Origin of the sequence: Variovorax paradoxus NBRC 15149, from assembly GCF_001591365.1 — a bacterium.
Classification (GTDB): domain Bacteria; phylum Pseudomonadota; class Gammaproteobacteria; order Burkholderiales; family Burkholderiaceae_C; genus Variovorax; species Variovorax paradoxus.
Map to the genome: position 1 here is coordinate 851,844 of NZ_BCUT01000002.1, position 21,591 is coordinate 873,434.

The 21,591-nt window shown below is 68.5% G+C and carries 22 protein-coding genes; 11 read left to right on the forward strand and 11 right to left on the reverse strand.

Going from position 1 to position 21,591, the window contains the following annotated elements:
• Positions 1-35: 35 nt before the first annotated feature.
• Positions 36-317 carry a hypothetical protein gene (locus VPA02S_RS18875; RefSeq protein WP_062365180.1) on the forward strand — a complete coding sequence of 94 codons (282 nt, stop codon included), beginning with the start codon at positions 36-38 and terminating at the stop codon, positions 315-317.
• Between the two features lie 173 nt (positions 318-490).
• Here the strand turns inward: VPA02S_RS18875 and VPA02S_RS18880 are convergent, their stop codons facing one another.
• Entirely contained in the window at positions 491-1,147 is a 657-nt protein-coding gene (locus tag VPA02S_RS18880) for an ABC transporter ATP-binding protein (protein ID WP_244883625.1), read from the reverse strand.
• A gap of 427 nt (positions 1,148-1,574) precedes the next feature.
• Between VPA02S_RS18880 and VPA02S_RS18885 the strand changes: the two genes are divergently transcribed.
• Positions 1,575-2,039: a helix-turn-helix domain-containing protein gene (locus tag VPA02S_RS18885; RefSeq protein ID WP_062365181.1), complete on the forward strand. Its 465-nt coding sequence runs from the start codon at positions 1,575-1,577 to the stop codon at positions 2,037-2,039.
• Between the two features lie 27 nt (positions 2,040-2,066).
• Positions 2,067-2,615: a PIN domain-containing protein gene (locus VPA02S_RS18890; RefSeq protein ID WP_230537871.1), complete on the forward strand. Its 549-nt coding sequence runs from the start codon at positions 2,067-2,069 to the stop codon at positions 2,613-2,615.
• A gap of 147 nt (positions 2,616-2,762) precedes the next feature.
• On the opposite strand, the gene phnE is transcribed toward VPA02S_RS18890, so the two are convergent.
• The 10 genes from phnE to phnG form a co-directional block, all read right to left on the reverse strand.
• Complete coding sequence (gene phnE / locus VPA02S_RS18895; RefSeq protein ID WP_062365182.1) at positions 2,763-3,575, reverse strand: phosphonate ABC transporter, permease protein PhnE; 813 nt, start codon at positions 3,573-3,575, stop codon at positions 2,763-2,765.
• A 46-nt stretch (positions 3,576-3,621) separates the two neighbouring features.
• Positions 3,622-4,569, reverse strand: coding sequence for a phosphonate ABC transporter substrate-binding protein (gene phnD, locus VPA02S_RS18900; RefSeq protein ID WP_062365183.1), 948 nt, complete (start codon positions 4,567-4,569; stop codon positions 3,622-3,624).
• A gap of 56 nt (positions 4,570-4,625) precedes the next feature.
• Complete coding sequence (gene phnC / locus VPA02S_RS18905) at positions 4,626-5,492, reverse strand: phosphonate ABC transporter ATP-binding protein (RefSeq protein ID WP_062365184.1); 867 nt, start codon at positions 5,490-5,492, stop codon at positions 4,626-4,628.
• Between the two features lie 112 nt (positions 5,493-5,604).
• A complete protein-coding gene (locus VPA02S_RS18910; protein WP_062365185.1) occupies positions 5,605-6,762 on the reverse strand; it encodes an alpha-D-ribose 1-methylphosphonate 5-triphosphate diphosphatase in 1,158 nt (385 codons plus the stop codon).
• Positions 6,759-7,475: a phosphonate C-P lyase system protein PhnL gene (phnL, locus tag VPA02S_RS18915; RefSeq protein ID WP_062365186.1), complete on the reverse strand. Its 717-nt coding sequence runs from the start codon at positions 7,473-7,475 to the stop codon at positions 6,759-6,761. The genes VPA02S_RS18910 and phnL overlap by 4 nt, the downstream gene beginning before the upstream one ends.
• Positions 7,472-8,263, reverse strand: coding sequence for a phosphonate C-P lyase system protein PhnK (phnK, locus tag VPA02S_RS18920; RefSeq protein ID WP_062365187.1), 792 nt, complete (start codon positions 8,261-8,263; stop codon positions 7,472-7,474). Before phnK ends, phnL begins: the two co-directional genes overlap by 4 nt.
• On the reverse strand, positions 8,260-9,159 hold the full coding sequence (locus tag VPA02S_RS18925) for an alpha-D-ribose 1-methylphosphonate 5-phosphate C-P-lyase PhnJ (protein WP_062365188.1): 900 nt from the start codon (positions 9,157-9,159) through the stop codon (positions 8,260-8,262). Before VPA02S_RS18925 ends, phnK begins: the two co-directional genes overlap by 4 nt.
• Positions 9,156-10,250, reverse strand: coding sequence for a carbon-phosphorus lyase complex subunit (locus VPA02S_RS18930; RefSeq protein WP_062365189.1), 1,095 nt, complete (start codon positions 10,248-10,250; stop codon positions 9,156-9,158). The genes VPA02S_RS18925 and VPA02S_RS18930 overlap by 4 nt, the downstream gene beginning before the upstream one ends.
• A 1-nt stretch (position 10,251) precedes the next feature.
• Positions 10,252-10,884 (reverse strand): phosphonate C-P lyase system protein PhnH, encoded by a 633-nt coding sequence (gene phnH / locus VPA02S_RS18935; RefSeq protein ID WP_062365190.1) that lies wholly within the window; start codon positions 10,882-10,884, stop codon positions 10,252-10,254.
• Entirely contained in the window at positions 10,881-11,399 is a 519-nt protein-coding gene (phnG, locus tag VPA02S_RS18940; protein ID WP_062365191.1) for a phosphonate C-P lyase system protein PhnG, read from the reverse strand. The genes phnH and phnG overlap by 4 nt, the downstream gene beginning before the upstream one ends.
• A 75-nt stretch (positions 11,400-11,474) precedes the next feature.
• On the opposite strand from phnG, the gene phnF reads away from it, so the two are divergent.
• The 8 genes from phnF to VPA02S_RS18980 all read left to right on the forward strand — a co-directional run bounded on the left by phnF (position 11,475) and on the right by VPA02S_RS18980 (position 21,568).
• Positions 11,475-12,266 (forward strand): phosphonate metabolism transcriptional regulator PhnF, encoded by a 792-nt coding sequence (gene phnF, locus VPA02S_RS18945; RefSeq protein ID WP_062365192.1) that lies wholly within the window; start codon positions 11,475-11,477, stop codon positions 12,264-12,266.
• Positions 12,259-12,984 (forward strand): DUF1045 domain-containing protein, encoded by a 726-nt coding sequence (locus VPA02S_RS18950; RefSeq protein ID WP_062365193.1) that lies wholly within the window; start codon positions 12,259-12,261, stop codon positions 12,982-12,984. The genes phnF and VPA02S_RS18950 overlap by 8 nt, the downstream gene beginning before the upstream one ends.
• 61 nt (positions 12,985-13,045) lie before the next feature.
• The gene (phnN, locus tag VPA02S_RS18955) at positions 13,046-13,615 is read left to right on the forward strand and encodes a phosphonate metabolism protein/1,5-bisphosphokinase (PRPP-forming) PhnN (RefSeq protein ID WP_062365194.1); all 570 of its coding nucleotides are present in this window, start codon (positions 13,046-13,048) and stop codon (positions 13,613-13,615) included.
• A gap of 201 nt (positions 13,616-13,816) precedes the next feature.
• Positions 13,817-14,977 (forward strand): nitric oxide-sensing protein NosP, encoded by a 1,161-nt coding sequence (gene nosP, locus VPA02S_RS18960; protein WP_062365195.1) that lies wholly within the window; start codon positions 13,817-13,819, stop codon positions 14,975-14,977.
• Complete coding sequence (locus VPA02S_RS18965) at positions 14,970-16,067, forward strand: sensor histidine kinase (RefSeq protein WP_062365196.1); 1,098 nt, start codon at positions 14,970-14,972, stop codon at positions 16,065-16,067. Before nosP ends, VPA02S_RS18965 begins: the two co-directional genes overlap by 8 nt.
• The gene (locus VPA02S_RS18970; RefSeq protein WP_062365197.1) at positions 16,064-18,331 is read left to right on the forward strand and encodes a putative bifunctional diguanylate cyclase/phosphodiesterase; all 2,268 of its coding nucleotides are present in this window, start codon (positions 16,064-16,066) and stop codon (positions 18,329-18,331) included. Before VPA02S_RS18965 ends, VPA02S_RS18970 begins: the two co-directional genes overlap by 4 nt.
• Entirely contained in the window at positions 18,328-19,320 is a 993-nt protein-coding gene (locus VPA02S_RS18975; RefSeq protein WP_062365198.1) for a TRAP transporter substrate-binding protein, read from the forward strand. The genes VPA02S_RS18970 and VPA02S_RS18975 overlap by 4 nt, the downstream gene beginning before the upstream one ends.
• A 37-nt stretch (positions 19,321-19,357) precedes the next feature.
• Positions 19,358-21,568, forward strand: a complete 2,211-nt coding sequence (locus tag VPA02S_RS18980; protein ID WP_244883627.1) for a putative bifunctional diguanylate cyclase/phosphodiesterase — start codon at positions 19,358-19,360, stop codon at positions 21,566-21,568.
• Positions 21,569-21,591 lie beyond the last annotated feature (23 nt).

Here is a 21,591-nt window from a genome sequence, read left to right on the forward strand (position 1 = left end):
GGGACTCCTGAATCCAACGACTCGAAGGAGTTGCAATGAAGAAGTTGTCCCTCGCATTGGCTGCGGCCGCCCTGCTCTCTCTGGCCGCCCTGAGTGCTCCTGCGCAAGCGCAGCCGCACCTTGGAGACCATGGCTATCGCCCGCATGTGGTCGTTGTTCCGCCACCCCCGCCGCGCCATGTCGTGCGGCACGGCTACGAGCACCGCCACGACCGCCACGACCGCCATGCCGGCTACCGCCACGCGCGCCGCGACAGCGACCGCGACGGCGTGCCCGACCGCTACGACCGCCGCCCCCACAATCCGTATCGGCGCTGAGCGTAAGCACTTGCCGCTGGCGGCGCAACGACTGACACATGGACTGGCGCGAGGACCGCTGGGGCAGAGCTTGCGAAGTCAAGCAAGAGCCGAAGCGAGGAGAGGTCAAGTGGAAGGACCGCGATCGCACTCGGGAGTCCGCGCTCTGAAATGAACCTCTTGCGCTGGACCGCTCAGCGCAGCAGCAGCTCGATGCAGCCGGCGAGCGGAACCTTCGGAACGTGATCGAGCCGCGCGCTGCTCGCAATGACGATCGCATGGTCCGCGCGCCCGGCCCGCGATGCGACGGCCTGCCACAGGCAGCCGATCGAGCGCGCGTCGAGCGCGCCTTCGGGTTCGTCGAGCAGCACCAATGGGCGGCCTGAGGCCAGCGCGGCCGCCAGCCCCACCTTGCGCTTCGATCCGGTGGAGAGCATGTACATCGGCTTCTCGATGTGCGGCGCCAATGAGAAACCCTCGACCAGCGCCTGCCACAGCGCCGCATCGAAGCCCGCGTCGCCTTCGCTCAGGGTGGCCGTGCACGCACGCGCGGTGAGCTGGTCGAAGGCTTCGGCGGCCGGGTCGCAGAAGAACACGTTGCGCCTGTAGGCCTCGGGCTCGGCGTCGAGCCGCACGCCCGCGAGCGTCAGCGTTCCGGAAGCCGAAGGCAGCGCGCCCGCGATCACGCGCAGCAGGGTCGACTTTCCGCTGCCCGTGTCGCCATGCAGCAGCGTGACGCCCTCGCCCAACGATGCGCACCAGCCGGTTGCGAGCGCGGGCTGGCCCGGATAGGAAAAGCCCAGGTCGTGGAGCTGGAGAATGGCGGGTGATGTCGGGGCGTTCATGTGCATGCGGAAGTCCTTGCCCGATTCTGCCTCGGCCCCAGGCCACCATTTTTCTTTCTCGGTAGATCCCAAGGCCGCTCAAAAGCCCTTGTACATCAAGGACTTAACCTGCCAATGACGGCTCAAGCGGCATCACCGAATCTCACACAGTCTCGTTCTTGCGCGTACCCCACGGTGTACCCCAGACTGCTATTCAACCGCAGCCGATCTTGGGTACACCATGGGGCAACTCAGCGAGCTTCAGATCAAGGCGGCAGCGCCGCGGGGACAAGGGAATATCCGCTGGGTGGCCGCAGAATCCGGCCGCTGAATGAAGGCGCCTGCTGACAAGAGTGCCATCTTCTTTCCGGCGCCCGTCAGTTGCGAATATTGCGTTTAGTGCGTATATTTCGCTTGAGGCGCCGGCGTAGCGCCAGCTATGAAAGGACCCAGCATGAACCAGATACTCGACCCCGCCAGCGAAATGGAAGCGGAAATGGCCGGTGCGGCGACGGCGTGCCTGGTTGCGGCCCTGGATCACTCGAAGGCAAAAGCGATCAAAATAACCATCGAAGTGGACAGGGACGGCAAGGGCGAAGCCCCGGTGCTGCTCCTGCCTCCGCGTGCCTTGCACTTCCTTGCCGACGTGTTGCGCCAGATGGCCAAGCGCGAGCCGATGATGCTCGTCCCGCAGAAGCTGGAACTCACGACGCAGCAAGCTGCGGCACTCCTGAATGTGTCGCGTCCTTTCGTGATCAAGGAAATCGAGGCTGGCCGGCTGAAGTGCCGGCTGATCAACCGGCACCGCCGCATCGAGTTCGAAGAGCTCATGCGCTACAAGGACGAGCAGAAGCAGCGGTCGGCCGGTGCCCTCAAACAATTGAACGACCTCTCCCAGGAGATGGGCGAGGAGCTGTGAGTGGCGGGAAGCGCCCGGTACACAGCCGTGCTCGACGCCAACGTCCTGTACCCGGCGTTGCTGCGCGACGTGCTGCTCAGCCTGGCCGACGCGGACCTCTATAGCGCGAAGTGGTCCGTCCACATCCGCGAGGAGTGGACGCGCAGCCTGCTGCGGGACCGGCCCGGCATGGGAGTCCAGGTTGCCGCTGCTGCGCAAGCCATGGAGGACGCCATTCCGGACTGCCTCGTCTCAGGTTACGAACACCTGATCGAGGGCTTGAAGCTCCCGGACCCTGATGACCGCCATGTGCTGGCGGCTGCAATCACTGGGCACGCGGATGCGATCGTGACGTGGAACGAGAAGGACTTTCCCAGGGAAGTGCTGGACCCGTTCGGCATCGAGGTACAGACCCCTGACGAATTCGTCCTCAACCAGCTGATGCTGGAGAAGCTCGCCGCCCTCGCGGCTTTGAAGCGAATGCGCGAGCGCTGGGCCCGGCCGCAGGTCGACGCGATCGCGTTGGTCGCGCTGCTCGAGAAGCGTGGGTTGCCACAGACTGCAGCGCACCTGCGCGATGTTGTGGCACTCATCTAGTGTGATGCCTGAAACCTGGGGCTGCTTCCGGCAGTTTTGGTGTACCCAAACGTGTACCCGGCGGATAGGACGAATTGGTGAAAGCGAGTGCTGGTGCGGGTTGCAGGCGATTTAAAGAATCCGCCCCAGTTCCAACCCGCCTTCAGCTCAGATCAGGAACTTGCGGATGCGCGCCGACGCCAGGTCGATGGCGCTCACGCTCACCACGATGATCAGCATCACCGCGCAGGTCTCGGCGTACTGGAAGCCGCGAATGATTTCCCACAGCACCACGCCGATGCCGCCCGCGCCCACCATGCCCACCACGGAGGCCGAACGCACGTTCGATTCGAAGCGGTACAGCGCATACGAAATCCACAGCGGCATCACCTGCGGCAGCACGCCGTAGACGATCTCGTGCAGCGCGCTGGCGCCCGTGGAGCGGATGCCTTCCACCGGCTGCGGGTCGATGGCCTCCACCGCTTCGGCGAACAGCTTGGCCAGCACGCCGGTGGTGTGCACCCACAGCGCCAGCACGCCGGCGAAAGGGCCCAGGCCCACGGCCACCACGAACAGCATCGCGAACACCATCTCGTTGATGGCGCGGCAGCTGTCCATGAGGCGGCGCATCGGCTGGTAGATCCACCAGGGCACGATGTTGGCGGACGCCAGCAGCGCGAGCGGCACGGCGGTGACCACGGCCAGCGCCGTGCCCCACAGCGCGATCTGCAGCGTGACGACCATCTCCTGCAGGTACATGCGCCACTGCGTGAAATTCGGCGGAAAGAACTCGGCCGCGTAGGTGGCCATGTTGCCGGAATCGCGCCAGAGCTCGAACGGGCGCATGTCGGCGCCCTTCCAGGACGCGGCCAGCAGGATCAGCAGGCCCGCCCACGCGAGCTGCCAGGCGAGGCTGCGCTTGGGAGCGGCTGAGGCCGCAGGCGCCACGCTCGGGCGGACGATATGGACCGTGGGTTGCATGGCGGACACAGTGCGGCAGCAAAGGAGAGTGGCAGGCGGCGGGCGCTCAGTTCAGCGCGGCCAGCTTCTTGTCGATGTCGGCCAGCTTGGCCTTCTTGTCGGCATCGCCGAGCACGGCGTCGGCCTCGATCTTGGTGCGCTGGCCGAACAGGTCGAGCTGGCGGATCGGCAGCAGCTGCTTGTCGCTCGATTCCTTGAAGCCCGAGAGCTTCGAGATCTTCATGACGATCTCCTTCTCGCGCGGATCGGTCTTGGCGTAGTTGTAGAAGAAGTTGCGCAGCTTGGCCTTCGTGGCCTCGGGCAGGTCCTTGCGCATGACGAGCGGGTCGAGCGGAATCAGCGGCGAGGTCCAGACGATCTTGATGTCCTTGAACTTCTCGGGGAAGCGCTCCTTCACCTTCTCGAGGTTCTCGCTGTTGTTGGTGGCCACGTCGACCTGCTTGTTGGCCACGGCCAGCGCGTTGGTCTCGTGGTTGGCGCTGCGCGTCACCTTGAAGATCGATTTGGCGTCGAGCTTGTTCTGCGCGAAGACGTAGAAGCCCGGCACCAGGTAGCCCGAGGTCGAGTTGGGATCGCCGTTGCCGAAGCTCAGGTTCTTCGCGTTCTTGAGCACGTCGTCGAGCGTGTTGAGCGGGCTCTCGCGGTTGACGATCAGGTGCGAGTAGTAGCCCTGGGTGCCGTCGGCGTTGACCATCTGCGCGAACACCTCGCCGCCTGCGCGGTCGACCGCTTCCATCGCCGACTTGTTGCCGAACCAGCCGATGTGCACCTTGTTGAAGCGCATGCCTTCGATGATGCCGGCGTAGTCGGGCGCGAAGAAGGCCGTGACCTTGAGGCCCGTCTGGCGGCTCATGTCGTCGATCAGCGGCTGCCAGTCGCCCTTGAGGTTCTGCGTCGCCTCGGTCGAGATGATGCCGAAGTTGATGTCCTGCGCGAGGGACGCGCCGGCAAGGCCGAGGCCCAGCACTGTGGCGGCAATGAGTTTCTTGATCATGGATGGCTCCAGGGAAATTGAGGGATGGAAAAGAAGAAAGACGTGTTCTTCGCGGCCTATGCGGCTTGCGCGGCCCACGACACGGGAGCCGCCGGGTTCAGCACATGCACGTTGGCGCCTTCGGGCACAGCGGCCGGAGCGGCGGGCCGCAGCAGCTCGTCGGCCTGCACGCCGTACAGGTCGCGCAGCAGCGCGGGCGTGAGCGCCGAGGAAGGCCCGTCGAACACCACCTGGCCCTGGTTCAGCGCCACCACGCGGGGGCAGTACTTCATGGCGATGTCGACCTGGTGCAGCGACACGATGACGGTGCAGCCGTCCTCGCGGTTGATGCGCGCCAAAATCTCCATCACCTTGCGCGACGACTCGGGGTCGAGCGATGCAATGGGTTCGTCGGCCAGCACCACCTTGGCGCCCTGCACCAGCGTGCGCGCAATGGCCGCGCGCTGCTGCTGGCCGCCCGAGAGCGTGGAGGCGCGCTGCGCATGGCAGTCGGCAATGCCCACGCGCCCCAGGGCCTCCAGCGCCAGCGCGCGCTCCTGCGCCGTGAACATGCGCAGCCAACTGCGCCACCACGGCATGCGGTGCAGCGAGCCGACGAGCACGTTCACCAGCACCGGCAGCCGCGCCACCAGGTTGAACTGCTGGAACACGAAGCCGACCTGCGAGCGCACCTTGCGGATGTCGCGGTGGATGCGGCCGCCCTTCTGCACGCAGCAGCCGTCGATCTCGATGAGCGAATCGGTTGCGCCATCGGCGGCCACCAGGCCCGCCACGTGCCGCAGCAAGGTGGACTTGCCGGAGCCCGAGGCGCCGATCAACGCCACCATCTCGCCGCGGTTCACGGCCAGGTTGACGTCGCGCAGCGCATGCCGGCCGTTGGCGAAGTGCTTGTTCAGTTGATGGATGCGCAGGACACCGGTCATCTTGGATTCCAAAGTCGTCTAGACAAGTGAAGTCTCGCGAGGCGTCGTGACATGCGCGCGACAGCTGCGCGACATTGCGGCGACAGCCACGGCCGCGCCCCGGATCGCACCCTCAGATCACGCGCCGGCCCTGGCGCCACACGCCGCGCACCACCGGGTGCCTGGCACCGTCGGCCATCTGGGTGATGCGCACCTGCACCAGGTCGGCGCGCAGCCCCGGCGCCAGGCTGCCGCGGTCGTGCAGGCCGGCCGCGCGCGCGGGGGCGCGGCTCACCATCGCCACCGCTTCGGGCAGCGTGCAGATGCCCTCGTCCACCAGCCGCATCACGGCGCTCATGAGGCTGCCGGGCACGTAGTCGGAAGAAAGGATGTCGAGCAGGCCCTGGCGCGCCAGCTCGGCCGCGGCCACGTTGCCCGAGTGCGAGCCGCCCCGCACCACGTTCGGCCCGCCCATGATGTTGGCGAGCCCGCGTTCGCGCGCCGCGCGCGCGGCCGCCAGCGTGGTCGGGAATTCCGACATGCTGGCGCCCTCCGCATGCGCCTGCTCCACATGCGCCACGGTGGTGTCGTCATGGCTCGCGAGCGCAATGCCATGCACGCGGCAATGCTCGACGAAGTGCTGGCGGTGCGGCTGGGCATAGCGCGTCTGCAGCAGCACGGCCTCGGACACGCGGCGGTCGAACTTGTCGTCGCTCCAGCCCTTCTTGCCGGTGTAGTAGACGCGCGCCACCTCGATGTTCTCCCACTGGCGCTGGCCCGGCGTGTGGTCCATGAGCGAGATCATCGACAGCCGCGGGTGCTTGCGGAACGGCTCGAACAGCTCGATGGTGTTGGGCGCCGGCAGCTCGCAGCGCACGTGCAGGTGGTGGTCGGCGCGCAGCAGGTCGCTCTCGATGCAGCCGTCGAGCACGCCGAGCAGCGTGTCCCAGGTGCTGCCGCGCAGGCTCTCGGGGTCGGCCTCGCCCACGCCCAGGGCGTCGAACACGGTGGTGATGCCGGCGGCGGCCACCTCGGCGTCGTGCGCGAGCAGCGCGGGCATCTCCGCCCACTGCACCTTGGGGCGCGGCATCAGGTGCCGCTCCAGGTTGTCGGTGTGCACCTCGACCAGGCCCGGGAACAGGTAGTCGCCCTCGAGGTCGAAGGTGCCCGCAGCGGTCACGCCGCTGTCCAGCGCCTCGATGCGCCCGGAGGCCACCGAGAGCGCGCCCAGCACCACCTCGCCGGCCAGCACCATGCGCGCATTGGAAAAGACGATGGGTGCTGCGCTCATGGCCGGGTGCTCCTGAAGTCGCCCACGTTGACGCGGCGGGTGGCCACGGCCGCGCCCACCTCGGCGTCGTGGAAGATGCCGACGATGGCCGCGCCGCGTGCCGTGGCTTCGCGGATCAGTTCGATCACGGTGGCCGTGTTGGCGGCGTCGAGCGAGGCCGTGGGCTCGTCCAGCAGCAACAATGGCTTGGGCTTGATCATGTTGCGCGCGATGTTGATGCGCTGCTGCTCGCCGCCCGAGAAGGTGGCCGGCGGCAGGTGCCACAGGCGCTCCGGAATGCGCAGCCGCGCGAGCCAGCGGCGCGCCTCGGCGCGCGCGGCCTCGATGCCCGCGGGGTCGTCGCCCGCATCCTCGGCCAGCGGCTCGGCCACCACGTCGAGCGCGGGCACGCGCGGGATCACGCGCAGGAACTGGCTCACGTAGCCGATGGTGTCGCGCCGCAGACGCACCAGCTCGCGCGGCGCCACCTCGGTCAGGTCCACCGGGCCGGCCGGCGCCTGCACCGTGATGCGGCCCGCGCTCGCGCGGTAGTTGGCATAGATGAGCTTGAGCAGCGTGCTCTTGCCCAGGCCCGAGGCGCCGTCGAGCACCACGCATTCGCCCGCGCTCACGCTGAGGTCGACCGCGTCGAACACCGGCAGCTCCAGCTGGTTCTGGTGGTGCAGAGTGAAGCGCTTGGCCACGCCCTGGAGAAGAAGCAAGGGGGTCGTCATGGTTGGAGCACCGAGGAAACGAGGAGTTGGGTGTAGGCGTGCTGCGGATCGTCCAGCACCTGGTCGGTGAGGCCGGTCTCGACCACCCGGCCCTGCTGCATCACGACCATGCGGTGCGCGAGCAGCCGCGCCACGGCGAGGTCGTGCGTGACCACGATGGCCGCGAGCTGCATCTGCCGCGTGAGCTGGCGCAGCAGGTCGAGCAGGCGGGCCTGCACCGACACATCGAGGCCCGAGGTCGGCTCGTCCATGAACACCAGCCGCGGCTGCGTGACCAGGTCGCGCGCAATCTGCAGGCGCTGGCGCATGCCGCCCGAAAAAGTGCGCGGCGTGTCGTCGATGCGCGCCGGATCGATCTCCACGCGCTGCAGCCAGTCGGCCGCGGTGGCGCGCACGCGGCCGTAGTGCCGCTCGCCCAGCCCCATGAGCCGCTCGCCCACGTTGGCGCCGGCCGAGACGTCCATGCGCAGGCCGTCGGCCGGGTTCTGGTGCACGAAGCCCCAGTCGGTGCGCGAGAGCAGGCGCTGCTGGGCCTCGGTCATCGCGAACACGTCCTGCAGGCCGCCGCCGCGCACGTGGAACTGCACGCTGCCGGCATCGGGGCGGCTGCGCGCGGCAATGGCGTCGAGCAGGGTCGACTTGCCCGAGCCCGATTCGCCGACCACCGCCAGCACCTCGCCGGGCCAGAGGTCGAAGGAGGCGTCGTGCAGCGCCACGCGGTCGCCGTAGCGCTTGCCGACGCCGCGCACGCGCAGCAGCGGCAGGGAGGAAGCTTGCGCGGCGTTCATGCGAGGGCTCCGTCCATGGTGGCCGCCGAATCGGCCGCGGGGTTGGGCGCGGCGGCGCTGTCCGCCGGCTGGCGCGACTGGCAGTAGTCGGAGTCGGAGCACACATGCATGCGCGCGCCCTGGTCGTCGGTGATCACTTCGTCGAGGAAGCTGTCGGTCGCGCCGCACAGCGCGCAGGGCGTGTCCCAGCGCTGGATCTCGAAGGGGTGGTCCTCGAAGCCCAGGCTTTCGACCGGCGTGTAGGGCGGCACCGCATAGATGCGCTTCTCGCGGCCGGCGCCGAACAGCTGCAGCGCGGGGTTCATGTGCATCTTGGGGTTGTCGAACTTGGGGATCGGCGACGGCGACATCACGTAGCGGCCGTTCACCAGCACCGGATAGTCGTAGGTGGTGGCGATGTGGCCGTAGCGCGCGATGTCCTCGTAGAGCTTCACATGCATCAGCCCGTACTCGGCCAGCGCATGCAGCGTGCGCGTGGTGGTCTCGCGCGGCTCCAGCCGCTGCATCGGCTCGGGCACCGGCACCTGGTAGACCAGCACCTGCCCTTCGGAAAGCTGCGCCTCGGGAATGCGGTGGCGCGTCTGGATCAGCGTGGCTTCGGCCGTGCGCGTGGTGGTGTCCACGCCCGTGGTGCGCTCGAAGAAGCGGCGGATGTTGACGGCATTGACGGTGTCGTCGGAGCCCTGGTCGATCACCTTGAGCACATCGCGCGGGCCGATGACCGCGGCCGTCACCTGGATGCCGCCGGTGCCCCAGCCGTAGGGCAGCGGCATCTCGCGCGAACCGAAGGGCACCTGGTAGCCCGGAATGGCCACGGCCTTGAGGATGGCGCGGCGGATCATGCGCTTGGTGCGCTCGTCGAGGTAGGCGAAGTTGTATTCGGTGGCGGTCGTCATTCGTGGTCTCCCGCGCCGGCGGCGGCGCGCATCTTCCGCACGAGCTCGAGCTCGGACTGGAAGTCGACGTAGTGCGGCAGCTTCAGGTGCTGCACGAAACCCGAGGCTTCGAGGCTGTCGCTGTGCGAGAGCACGAACTCCTGCATCTGCGCGGGCGACTCCACGGGCTCGCCGAGCTCGTCGGCGCGCAGCGCGCGGTCGACCAGGCTCATCGCCATCGCCTTGCGCTCGCAATGGCCGAAGGCCAGGCCGTAGCCGCGCGTGAACTGCGGCGGCTCGCTCTTGCTGCCCGCGAACTGGTTGACCATCTCGCATTCGGTGATCTCCAGGTCGCCGATGGAGATGGTGAAGTCGAGCTCCTCGGGCGCGAGCTCCAGCTCCACGCTGCCGAAGCGGATCTCGCCCACGAACGGGTGGCTGTGCGAATAGCCGCGCTGCGTGGAATAGGCCATGGCCAGCAGAAAGCCCTCGTCGCCGCGCGCGAGGTTCTGCAGCCGCGTGGCCCGGTCGGCCGGAAAGCGCAGCGGCGCGCGCGTGAGGTCGACCGGTGCAGGGTCGCCGGGCGGCACGGCGCGGGTTTCGATCAGCCCCTCCTGGTTCAGCAGGTCGACCACGCGCGGCGTGGCCGCGGCGGGCGGCGTGGCCGCATCGGCTGCGGGTGCCGGCGCGGCCTGCTGCCGCCCCTCGGCCAGGAGCGTGAAGTCGAGCAGCCGCTGCGTGTAGTCGTGCGTCGCGCCCAGCACCTGCCCGCCGGGCAGGTCCTTGAAGGTGGCGGAGATGCGGCGGTCCAGCGCCATGCGCGAGGTGTCGAGCGCCACGCTGTGGCCCAGGCGCGGCAGCGTCGCACGGTAGGCGCGCAGCAGGAAGATGGCCTCCACCATGTCGCCCGACGCCTGCTTGATCGCGAGCGCGGCCAGTTCGGGGTCGTAGACCGAGCCCTCGGTCATCACGCGGTCGACCGCGAGCTTCAGCTGCTCGCGGATCTGGCGCACCGACAGCTCCGGCGTGCCGGTGTCGCCGCGGCGCTGTTCGGCCAGCAGCCGGTAGCTCGCGAGAATGGCGGCTTCTCCGCCCTTGACGGCAACGTACATCTCAAGCCTCCTGTTCGATGCGGGTGGTGCGCGGCAGACCGACGATGCGTTGCGGCGCGGCCAGGAACACGTCCACGCCGCGCGGAAACAGCGCGTGGTTCGCGGACCATTGGGCGGTGAAGGCCGGTGCCAGGCCTTCCACGGCGATGGCGCTGCGGTCCTGGATGCCGGGGCCGCGCAGCGTCCAGCGCGGTGTGCTTCCTTCGGCCGGTGCGGACACGTCCATCACCTCGGTCACGTCGATCACGCAGGTGGCCGACTGGTCCGGATAGGCGTCGCTGCCCTGCGCGAAGGCATCGAGCGGCGGGCATGCATCGCCTTCGCCGATCCACGCGAACTGCGCCTGCGCGGGCGCGTCGACCAGCACGCAGCCGGTGTGGAAGCGCAGCCATGCGGCCGCGTCGCTGCCCGCGAGCGACGGCGACAGCCAGAGGCGGCAGTCGGGGTCGAGCAGCGCCAGCAGCAGCGCGGCCGAGGCGCCGTGCCCCTGCGACGGCACCTGCGCATCGTGCGGCAGCTCGACGATGCGGCCCGGGTGCGAGAGCGCCTGCAGCGCCGAGCGGAACACCGCCTGGCTGCCGAGCGCGGCATCGGTGAATCCCGCGCCCAGGGTGGAAAGCATGTTCGCGTTCATTCGGAATCGTCCTCGTCCATGTCGGCGCCGCCGGCTTCGCGCGCCACCGTGAAGAACTCGACCTTGCTGGCCTGGGCGCGTGCATGGCGCTGTGCGCGCAGCGCCGAGAGATGCGCACGCACGGGCGCCAGCAGCCGGGCATCGAGCACGGCCTGCTGCGCCGGGTCCTGCAGCAGCGCGTCGGCCACGGCCGCGAGCTGTGCATGGCGGTGCGAACGGCCGAGCACATAGGCCACGCCCACCGCGGCGCCCGGCCGCGGCGCGGTGCCGCCCAGGCGCAGCGCGCAGCGCGTGACCGTCACCTCGCCCAGGTTGAAGCGCTCGCCGGTGCCGCCGGCGCGGCCCTGCACCATCACCAGGCCGGTCTCGGGCGCACGCAGCCACTGGGGCGGGGTCTCGGCGTGGGGCGCGAGCGCCGGCTCGAGCAGCGAGACGGGCGCGCGCGCCAGCATCGCGAGCCACTGCGCGCGGCGCAGCGGGCGGGCCGCGGGTTCTGTGTCAAAGGCATGAAACATGAGAGTGATACGCTTGAAGTTGTATAGACAAATTCGGCAACTGACGCGAGCTTAGAGAGCGCGCAAGTAGGTTTAATGACAAGCACGACGACGACCCCTGCCTCCGCGCTGGCTCCGCGCCCCGCCGCCACCACCACCACCACCACCGAACGCGCCGCACGCGACAGCTTCTGGATCCGCATCGCGGCCGACCTGGCCGAGGCCATTGCGCGCGGCGTGTATTCGCCGGGGCAGCGCCTGCCCTCCGAGCACGCGCTGGCCGAGCAGTTCGGCGTGAACCGCCACACCATCCGCCGCTCGCTCGCCAACCTCTGCAGCCAGGGCTTGCTGCGCGTGACGCAGGGCAGCGGCACCTATGTGGAAGAGTTCGCGGTCGACCTCGCGCTGGCCAAGCGCCCGCGCTTCCAGCGCAGCATGGCGCTGGCGGGGCTGCGCGGCGCGTTGCGCGTGACCGGCGCGAGCACCGTGCGCGCCACCGCAGCGCAGGCACGTTCGCTCGCGGTGCCGGCGCGCAGTTCGCTGCTGCGCCTGCAGGTGATCGGCGAAGCCGAGGGCCAGCCGCTGCACTGCAGCGAACGCTTCTTTCCACTGCCGCGCTTTGCGGGACTCGAAGCCGTGGTGCGCGAGACCGGCTCCATCACCGCCGGCTTCGAGGCCCACGGCGTGGCCGACTACACGCGCCACCACAGCCGCATCACGGCGCAGATGCCCGAGGCCGCGATTGCCGCGCAGCTGCGCCAGCCGGTCAGCCGGCCGGTGCTGTTCGTGGAGAGCGTGAACGTCGACACCGCGGGCATGCCGATCGAATACGCGAGGGCCTGGTTCGCAGGCGACCGCACCTCGCTGACGGTGGCGCATGATGACTGAGGCCGTATTCCGCAGGCACCGCGCGGCGCATCGCTACGCCGCCTATTTCGCACCCACCATCGGCAGCGCGTGGTGGGACACCGGCAGCCACTGGCTCGGACGCTGCGCGGCAAGCGGGCAGCCGCTGCCACAACCCGCCATCGACGGCCTGCCGCCCGCGCGGCAGCAGGCACTGACGGCCGCGCCGCGGCGCTATGGCTGGCATGCCACGCTGAAGGCGCCCTTCGCCCTGCCCTCGCACCTGGACGCGGCGTCGCTGCGCACCGGCATCCGCCACATCTGCAAGGCCTGGGAGCCCTTCGACATGCCGGCGCTGCAGGTGGTGCGGCTCGACGACTTCCTCGCGCTCGTGCCCGTGGTGCCCAGCCGCGCGCTGAACGCCATGGCCAGCGCCTGCGTGACCGGCCTGCACGCCTTCGCCGCGCCGCTGCCGCCCGCCGAGTTGCAGCGTCGCCGCGCGAGCGGTCTCACGCCCGAGGAAGACGCGCTGCTGCAGCGCTGGGGCTACCCGTTCGTGCTCGACCGCTTCCGCTTCCACCTCTCGCTGACCGGCTCGCTGCGCGAGGCCGACGAGGCCGAGGTGCAGGCATTGCACGACGCGGCGCAACGGCACTTCGGCGCGCTGCCCGCGCAACGCTTCGATGCGATCAGCCTGTTCGCGGAGCCCGAGCCGCGCGCGGACTTCGTGTGCATCGAACAGATGGCGCTCGGCGCATGAGCCCCTGCCCGGCCGTTCCGAAGGGGGCTCGCACCGCAGTGCGCAGCACGGAGGTTACCCAATGAACGCCGCGCAGACCGGCCGCCTGGTCTACGTCGTCGGCCCCTCGGGCGCCGGCAAGGACAGCGTCATCGACTGGCTGAGGCAGCAGCTGCCGCAGGACGCCCGCGTGCACTTCGCGCGCCGCACCATCACGCGCGCGGTGCAGCCGGGCGGCGAGCAGCACGACAGTGTCGACGTGGCCGCCTTCATGCGCCTGCGCGAGGCCGGCGCGTTCGCGATGCACTGGGAAGCCAATGCCCTGCACTACGGCATCGCGCGCGCGGAACTCGCCGCGCGCTGCGACGGCAGGACCGTGATCGTGAACGGCTCGCGCGCCTACCTGCCCCGGGCCGTGCGGCTCTTTCCCGAACTGGTGGTCGCCCACATCACGGCCGACGCCCAGACGCTGCGCCGCCGGCTGCTCGCGCGCGAGCGGGAAACGCCGCAGATGGTCGATGCGCGCGTGCGGCGGGCGCTCGACTTCCAACTGCCGCCGGGCATCGCGGCCATCGAGGTCCGCAACGACTCGGCACTCGCGGACGCAGGCGCGCAATTGCAGCAGGCACTGAAGGCATGGCAGTGCCTCTGAGCGGCTGCGGTAAAACCCGCAGGCAGTAATTCGATCAGCGTAGGTTGCGCATTCGGCACGTCGCCTTAGAACTTTCAATTTAAGCGACTCGCGAAAGTAGCGAAAGAACCCGTTCCGCGGCAGGGATGTCCCGCATGGAATCGATCGACTGAGGCGATTCTTCCAGCGTCTAATGGGACTCACCATGCAAGGAGTCGCCACATGAAGGACACGGCCTACATACGCAAGGCCCACGCCTGCGCGGCGGACCCCCGCAAGGCCGCGCAGGAATTCCATTCGATGGTGGCGCAGCCCGGCATGGCGCTGGTGATCTTCTATTGCTCCAGCGACTACGACCTCGATGCGCTGGCCGGCGAGATGAAGCGCCTGTTCGGCGACGTGCCGGTGGTGGGCTGCACCACCGCCGGGGAGATCGGCCCCGCGGGCTTGCGCGACCACAGCCTGGCGGGTGCGAGCTTTCCGGCCAGCCACTTCAGGGTGGCGGCGGGCCAGGTCGAGCAGTTGCAGCAGTTCAAGGTGGAGGCCGGCCAGGACTTCGCCCAGGCGCTGCTGCACAAGCTGCTGGCCGAGGGCCCGCCCGGCGATGCGGACCACAGCTTCGCGCTGCTGCTGATCGACGGCCTGTCGCTGCGCGAAGAACCCGTCACGCGCGCCTTCCAGACTGCGCTAGGCCGGCTTCCGCTGCTCGGCGGTTCGGCCGGCGACGGCATGAAGTTCGACCGGACCCAGGTCTACTGGGACGGCCGGTTCGGCGCCGACTGCGCGGTGCTGGTGCTGGTGGCCTCGCGCATGCCGTTTCGCATCTTCAAGACGCAGCACGTGGTTGCCACCGACGACAGGCTGGTCGTGACAGAGGCCGACGCCGCTTCGCGCACCGTCAAGGAAATCAACGGCCTGCCGGCGAGCCAGGAGTACGCGAGGATGCTGGGCATCGACGCCTCCGACCTGGATCCCTCGCGCTTTGCGGCCTGGCCAGTGGTGCTGACGATCGGCGGCACCACCTACGTGCGCTCGATCCAGAAGGCCAACGCCGACGGCAGCCTCACGTTCTTCTGCGCAATCGAGAACGGGCTGGTGCTGCGCGTGGCCCGGGGCGTGGACCTGCTGCAGAACCTCGAGCAGGCCTTTGCCGGCATACGCGCCGAGATCGGCCCCCCGCAGCTGGTGCTGGGCTACGACTGCATCCTGCGCAAGCTCGAAATCGCGCAGAGCAGCGCGAAGGACCGCATCGGCGAACTCCTGCAGCAGAACAACACGGTCGGCTTCCACACCTACGGGGAGCCGTTCCGCGGCGTGCACGTCAACCAGACGCTGGTCGGCATTGCATTCGGCACTAACGGCGAGGGGGCCAGCCATGCTTGAGTCTGCAACACTGCCGCGCCCCGGTGCGCAGGCACTTTCCTCGACGGACGAGATCGCACGGCTCAACAAGATCGTCCAGGCCCTGATGGACCGGGCCGAGCGCAGCGCCAACGCGCAGGGCTCGGACTTCAACCTCTTCCAGACCACCATCATGCTGGAGGAGCAGGTGCTCAGCCGCACCGCGGAACTTGAAGCGGCGCTGCGCGAGAACGAAGAGGTCAACCGGGTGCTGCGCAAGACGCAGGCCGACCTGGTGGCCGCGGCGCGTTCGGCCGGCATGGCCGAGATCGCCACCAACGTGCTGCACAACGTGGGCAACGTGCTCAACAGCGTCAACGTGTCGGCCGGGCTGATTCTTTCCAGGGTCCGCGCGTCCAAGGTGGAAGGACTCGCGCGTGCGGTGCAATTGATGAACGCGCATGCGGATGGGCTGGGCGCGTTCCTCGCCTCCGACCCCAAGGGCAAGCTGCTCCCGGGCTACCTGATGCAGCTGGCGCCGCTCCTGGTGGCGGAGCAGCGCACCGTCGTCGACGAGCTGGTGGCGCTGGGCAAGAGCGTCGACCACATCAAGGAAATCATCGCCGCGCAGCAGGCCCATGCCCGCGCCTCCAGCCTGATCGAGCCGATACGCATCCACGAGCTCGTCGAGGACGCGCTGCGCATGAACGCATCGGGCGCGGCGCGCTACCAGGTGGTGATCGGGAGCGGCGTCGCCCGCCTTCCCGAACTGCCGCTGGACCGGGGCCGCCTGCTGCAGGTGCTGATGAACCTGGTGCGCAATGCACGGCAGGCGATGGAAGCGGTGGCGGACGACCGCGCCAAGCTCATGCTCGATGCGGAGATCGTCGGGGACCAGACGCTGCGCATCCGCGTAGCGGACACGGGCGTCGGCATCGCTCCCGACAACCTCACGCGCGTGTTCATGCACGGGTTCACCACCAGGAAGGACGGCCACGGCTTCGGCCTGCACAGCGCAGCCATCGCGGCGCGCGAGATGGGCGGCACGCTGGCAGTGCACAGCGACGGACCCGGCACCGGCGCCACCTTCACGCTCGAACTTCCGATCAGAAAGGCCGCAGAGACGCCATGAGCAAACCGCAGAACCGCCGCATCCTGCTGGCTGACGACACGCCGGCCATCCACGAGGACTTCCGCAAGATCCTTCTTCCGGCGGCCGCGGACGCGAACCTGGACGACCTGGAGTCCGCGCTGTTCGGAACCTCGGCCAGGAAAAGCGACGTGGACTTCGTGCTGGACAGCGCCTACCAGGGCGAGGAGGCGCTCGCCAAGCTGCGCGAGGCATTGGCGGCCGAGGCGCCCTACGCCATGGCGTTCATCGACATGCGCATGCCCCCCGGGTGGGACGGCGTCGAGACCATCGAGCAGCTGTGGCTCGAAGACCCGCGCCTGCAGATCGTGATCTGCACGGCCTATGCGGACCAGTCGTGGGTCGAGGTGTTCGATCGGCTGGACGCGCGCGACCGCCTGCTGGTGCTCAAGAAGCCCTTCGATCCAATCGAGGTGCGCCAGCTGGCCAGCGCGCTCACCATGAAGTGGCAGATGACGCAAGATGCCGCCTTCAAGATGAACCAGCTCGAGCAGGCCGTGGAGGAACGCACGCGCGAGCTGTCGGACGCCAACATCATCGTGCAGAACAGCCCGACCATCCTCTACCGGCTGCGCGGCGAGCCGGCGTTCCCGCTGATCTACATCTCGCACAACATCACCAAGTTCGGCCACGAACCGGCGGCCCTCCTGGCCAACCCGGACTGGGCGGACGTGCTGATCGACCCGGCCGACCAGCCCGGCGTGGCCGCCGCGATGGCGCGCGTGCTCGAGAAGGACGCCGAAGGCGCCTCCATCGAATACCGCCTGTGCACCGGCGACGGCGCGCGGCGCTGGGTCGAGAACCGCTATGTTCCGGTGCGCGACAAGGACGGCCGGCTCATCGAGGTCGAGGGCATCGTCATCGACGTCACCGAGCGCAAGGCGGCAGAGGAGCAACTGGCAAAGCTGGCGCGCACCGACGGGCTCACGGGCCTGGCCAACCGCGCCACCCTCGTCGAGCGCCTGCACCAGGCCCACGCGGCGGCACGGCGCGGCTCCGTGCCGTTTGCGCTCCATTGCCTCGACCTGGACCACTTCAAGCCGGTCAACGACATGTTCGGCCATCCGGGCGGCGACCTGCTGCTGCGCGAGGTGGCGCTGCGCCTGAAGAACTGCACGCGCGAGACCGACGTGGTGGCGCGCCTGGGCGGCGACGAGTTTGCCGTGCTGCAAAGCGAAATGGCCGACGCGGCCGCCGCGGGCGCCCTGGCCGCGAAGATCCAGCAGGAGCTCGCGCGCCCGTACATGATCGACGGCAACCAGGTGCATGCCTCGGCCAGCATCGGCATCTGCCCCTACACCCCGGGCAGCGAGAGCCCGGAGGAAATGCTCGCGCAGGCCGACCTGGCGCTCTACCGCTCGAAGGAGCAGGGGCGCAACCAGTACCACTTCCACTCCGAGGAACTCGACTTCGAAGTGCGCGACCGCGTGGCGCTCGGCGAAGACCTGAAGCAGGCCATCGAGCGCGAACAGCTCGAGCTCTACTACCAGCCGCAGGTCGAGCTGTCCTCCGGAAAGATCGTGGGCGTGGAGGCGCTGCTGCGCTGGAACCATCCCGGGCGCGGCCTGCTCGAGGCGAACGCGTTCGTGCCGATTGCCGAGCGCACCGGCGGCATCGTCGCGCTCGGCCGCTGGGTGCTGGACCAGGCCTGCAGGCAGCTGAGCGTGTGGCGCGAACAGGGCGTGGCGCCGCCGGTGGTGGCGATCAACCTGTCGCTCGGACAACTCCGGCAGGGCAGCGAGCTGATCCGCGACGTGACCGAGAGCCTCGCGAAATGGCGGCTCGATCCGTCCGTGCTGGAATTCGACGTGACGGAGTCGACGCTGGCCCAGATGACGTGGACCCACAACGACGTGCTGCCCAGGCTGAGGGCGCTCGGCGTGCGCATTGCGATCGACGACTTCGGCACCGAATACTCGTCGTTCGAATACCTGCGCACCTACCGCGTGAACCACCTGAAGATCGCGCAGTCGATGCTCCAGCGCGCGATCGACGACCCGGACAGCGCGGCTACGGTTCGCGCCATCATGAATCTCGCGCGCGAGGCGCGCATCGGCATCATCGTGGAGGGACTGGAGACCGAGACGCAACTTGCGTTCCTTCAATCGACCGGCGCCACCACGATGGCGCAGGGCTACTACTTCAGCGAGGCCGTGATGGCCACCGAGGCCGGCGACTTGCTGCGCTCGGGCACCATGGCGCAGAGCGAACGCAGCAAGGGCGGAGAGCACGGGGCCGCAGCATGAAAGAAGCACTCCTGATCTTCGCCGCGACGTGGGGCTCCGCTGCCTTGCCGCCGGCGGCGCATGCCGATCCCGTGGTGCTGTCGCTGGTGCACGCCGCCACCACCACGCATCCGGCTCATCTGGCGGCGCTCCAGTTCGCCAAGCGGGTCGAGGAGCGCACCCACGGGCAGATCCGCACGGAGATCTTTCCCGCGTCCCAGCTCGGCAGCGAGAACGAACTGCTGCAGAAGGTCCGGCTGGGCGCGGTCGACATGGACGTGACCTCGCTGAACTACCTCATCAAGTACGAGAAGACGTTCTCCGTCGTCGTCATGCCCTATCTCTTCGACAGCTATGCGCATGCCCACCGCGTGCTCGATGGCCCCGCAATGAACTGGCTCGCGCCGCTGGCCGAGAAGCAGGGCTTCGTCATCCTGTCCAACTGGGAATGGGGATTCCGCAACATCACCAACAGCAAGCGCCCGATCAACGTGCCCGAAGACGTGCGGGGCCTCAGGGTGCGCGTTCCGCCCGTCGCCGAACTCGAGGCCACCATGCAGGCGCTGGGCGCCGAGGTCAGCAAGGTCGGCTTCAAGGAGCTTCCCCAGGCGCTGGCGCAGGGCCTGGTCGACGGCCAGGAGAACCCGCTCAACGTCATCTACTACAACAAGCTGTACGAAGCGCAAAAGCACCTCGCCCTGACCTGCCATGTGTACTACAACACGCTCCACCTCATGAGCACCGCGACCTGGGCGAAGCTCACGCCGGCCGAGCAGGCGATCGTGCGTGAAGAGAGCAAGGCGGCGGGCGACGGCATGCGCAAGAAGATCATTGCCGAAGAGGAGGAGCTGATCGCAAAGATGGCTGCCGCCGGCGTGAAGGTCACGCGCCCCGACCCGGCACCGTTCCGCGCGGCCACGCAGGGCGCCCGCGACGAGATCAGGCGCTTCGCGGGCGACGAGAACGTGCGCACGTTCCTGAAGATGGTCGACGCAGAGCGAAGGCAATGATGCATCTCTCCAACAGCGACCTGGGAGCGGGCCGCAATTGATCAAATTCCCGATCGGCTTCCCGAGGGGGAGAAGAACGCGCAGCCTGCGGGTGGAGATCGCGCTCGGATTCGGCGTCGTCATAGTGCTGATGCTCGCGTTGGGCGCGTCTTTCTATCTGAGCGAACAGCGCTCCGCGGCCGCCATCGACAAGCTGCTCAGCAGCGACAACCGGATGGCGGACCTGAGCTTGCGCAGCTCGCTGGCGATGTACAAGGCCCGCGACGCCGAGAACGAACTCCTGCTGTCCGCGGACCGGCTCGGGGTGGCGCAGGCGAGCGAGCGCTCGCTGCCGGCCATGCAGAACCATTTGCTGGACATGCGGGAGTACCTTGCCAGCCTTCGAATCCTCTCGACCGATCCGAAATTCAGGGACCAGGTCGACCGGATCGAGACCCAGACCCGGCAGTACGAGGACGGCTTCCTCGCGTTCATTGCGCGGCATGGCAAGGAAGGCCTTCCGGAATCGGCCGATGCGCTGCGCCAAGGCTACCTGGCCACGGCCGTGGCCATCGAATCCTCGGTGGAGGCGCTGCACACCGAGGCGACCAAGCGCGCGCTCCAGACGCGCAGCGATGTCGAACGCGCAGCCAGGTTCTCGCGCTGGGCGGTCATCGCGCTGGTCGCCCTGGCCATCCTGCTGAGCGCGGCGGCCGCGACGGTCGTCTCGCGGCGCATCACGGGCTCCATCGCCCGGCTCGTCGCGTTTTCCGGGCGCGTCGCCGCGGGGGACTTCAGTGCCAGGACGCCGCAGGGCCACGCGGATGAATTCGGCATCCTCGCGAGCGCCATGAACCAGATGGCCGAGTCGATCGAGAATTCCAACGCGCTGCTGGAAAGCAGCGCCGACACCCTGAAGCACCAGGCCACCCACGACCCGCTGACCGGGCTGCCGAACCGCGCATTGCTGGAGGACCGCCTGCGGCAGGCCATCTCGTATGCCGATCGCTACGGCCGGCTGATGACGGTGGTGTTCATCAACCTGGACGGCTTCAAGCGGATCAACGACAGCCTGGGCCGCAAGGGCGGCGACGAATTGCTGAAGGTCATGGCCGAGCGCATGGCCCGGTGCCTGCGCAGCGTGGACACGGTGGTGCGAACGGGCGGCGATGAATTCGTGATCATCCTGTACGACCAGCCCGGCGACGGAACAGACATCGCACCAGCCCTGAGAAAGCTGCTCGAGACCATCGCGCAGCCAGCGCGCATCGGCAGCCAGGCGGTCCAGCTCACGGGCAGCATGGGCGTGGCCACCTATCCCGCGGACGGTGCCGATGCCGACGCCCTGTTCATGAACGCCGACGCCGCGATGTCCCACGCCAAGGCCTCGGGGCGCAACAACTTCGAGTTCTATGCGGCCGAGATGAGCGGCGCGATCCGCGACGAACTCGCGCTGCGCGAAGGGCTGCGCCATGCCGTCGCGCGCAGCGAGTTCCACCTCGCCTACCAGCCGCAGCTGGACATGGAATCGGGCCGGGTGACGGGCGTGGAGGCATTGATCCGCTGGCAGCATCCGGAGCGCGGCCTGGTCTCGCCGGCGCAGTTCATCCCGCTGGCAGAAGAGACCGGCCTGATCGTTCCGATCGGCGAATGGGTGCTGCGCACCGCCTGCTTCCAGAACAAGGCCTGGCAGGACGCGGGCCTGCCGCCGTTCATCGTGTCGGTCAATGTGTCGGCGCGCCAGTTCCGTGAGCGGACCCTGATCGCGCAGGTGTCCCTGGCGCTTCGGGACAGCGGGCTCGAGCCGCGCCTCCTGGAGCTGGAACTGACCGAAAGCCTGGTCATGGAGGACCTGGACAAGGCGCTGCAGTCGATGAAGGCCCTGCGCGCCATGGGCGTGCAGCTCTCGATCGACGACTTCGGCACCGGCTATTCGAGCCTGAGTGCGCTCAAGCGCTTTCCCATCGCGAGGCTCAAGATCGACCAGTCCTTCGTGCGCGACATTCCGGGCGACGAAGAGGACAAGGCGATTGCCAAGACCATCATCGCGCTGGGGCACGAGCTTAATCTCAAGGTCATTGCCGAGGGGGTCGAGACCGAGCAGCAGCTGGAATTCCTGCGCGCCCATGGGTGCGACGAGATGCAGGGCTATCTCTTCAGCCGGCCCGTGCCGCCCGCCGAACTGGCGGCACTGGTCAGGATGCGCGCTGGCGAGGCAGCGGCGAGCGGCCAGCCCGAGGCGCGCGCGCGCCGCGTGGCGGGACGCTGAGGCCCAGCATCCAGGCAGCTTTC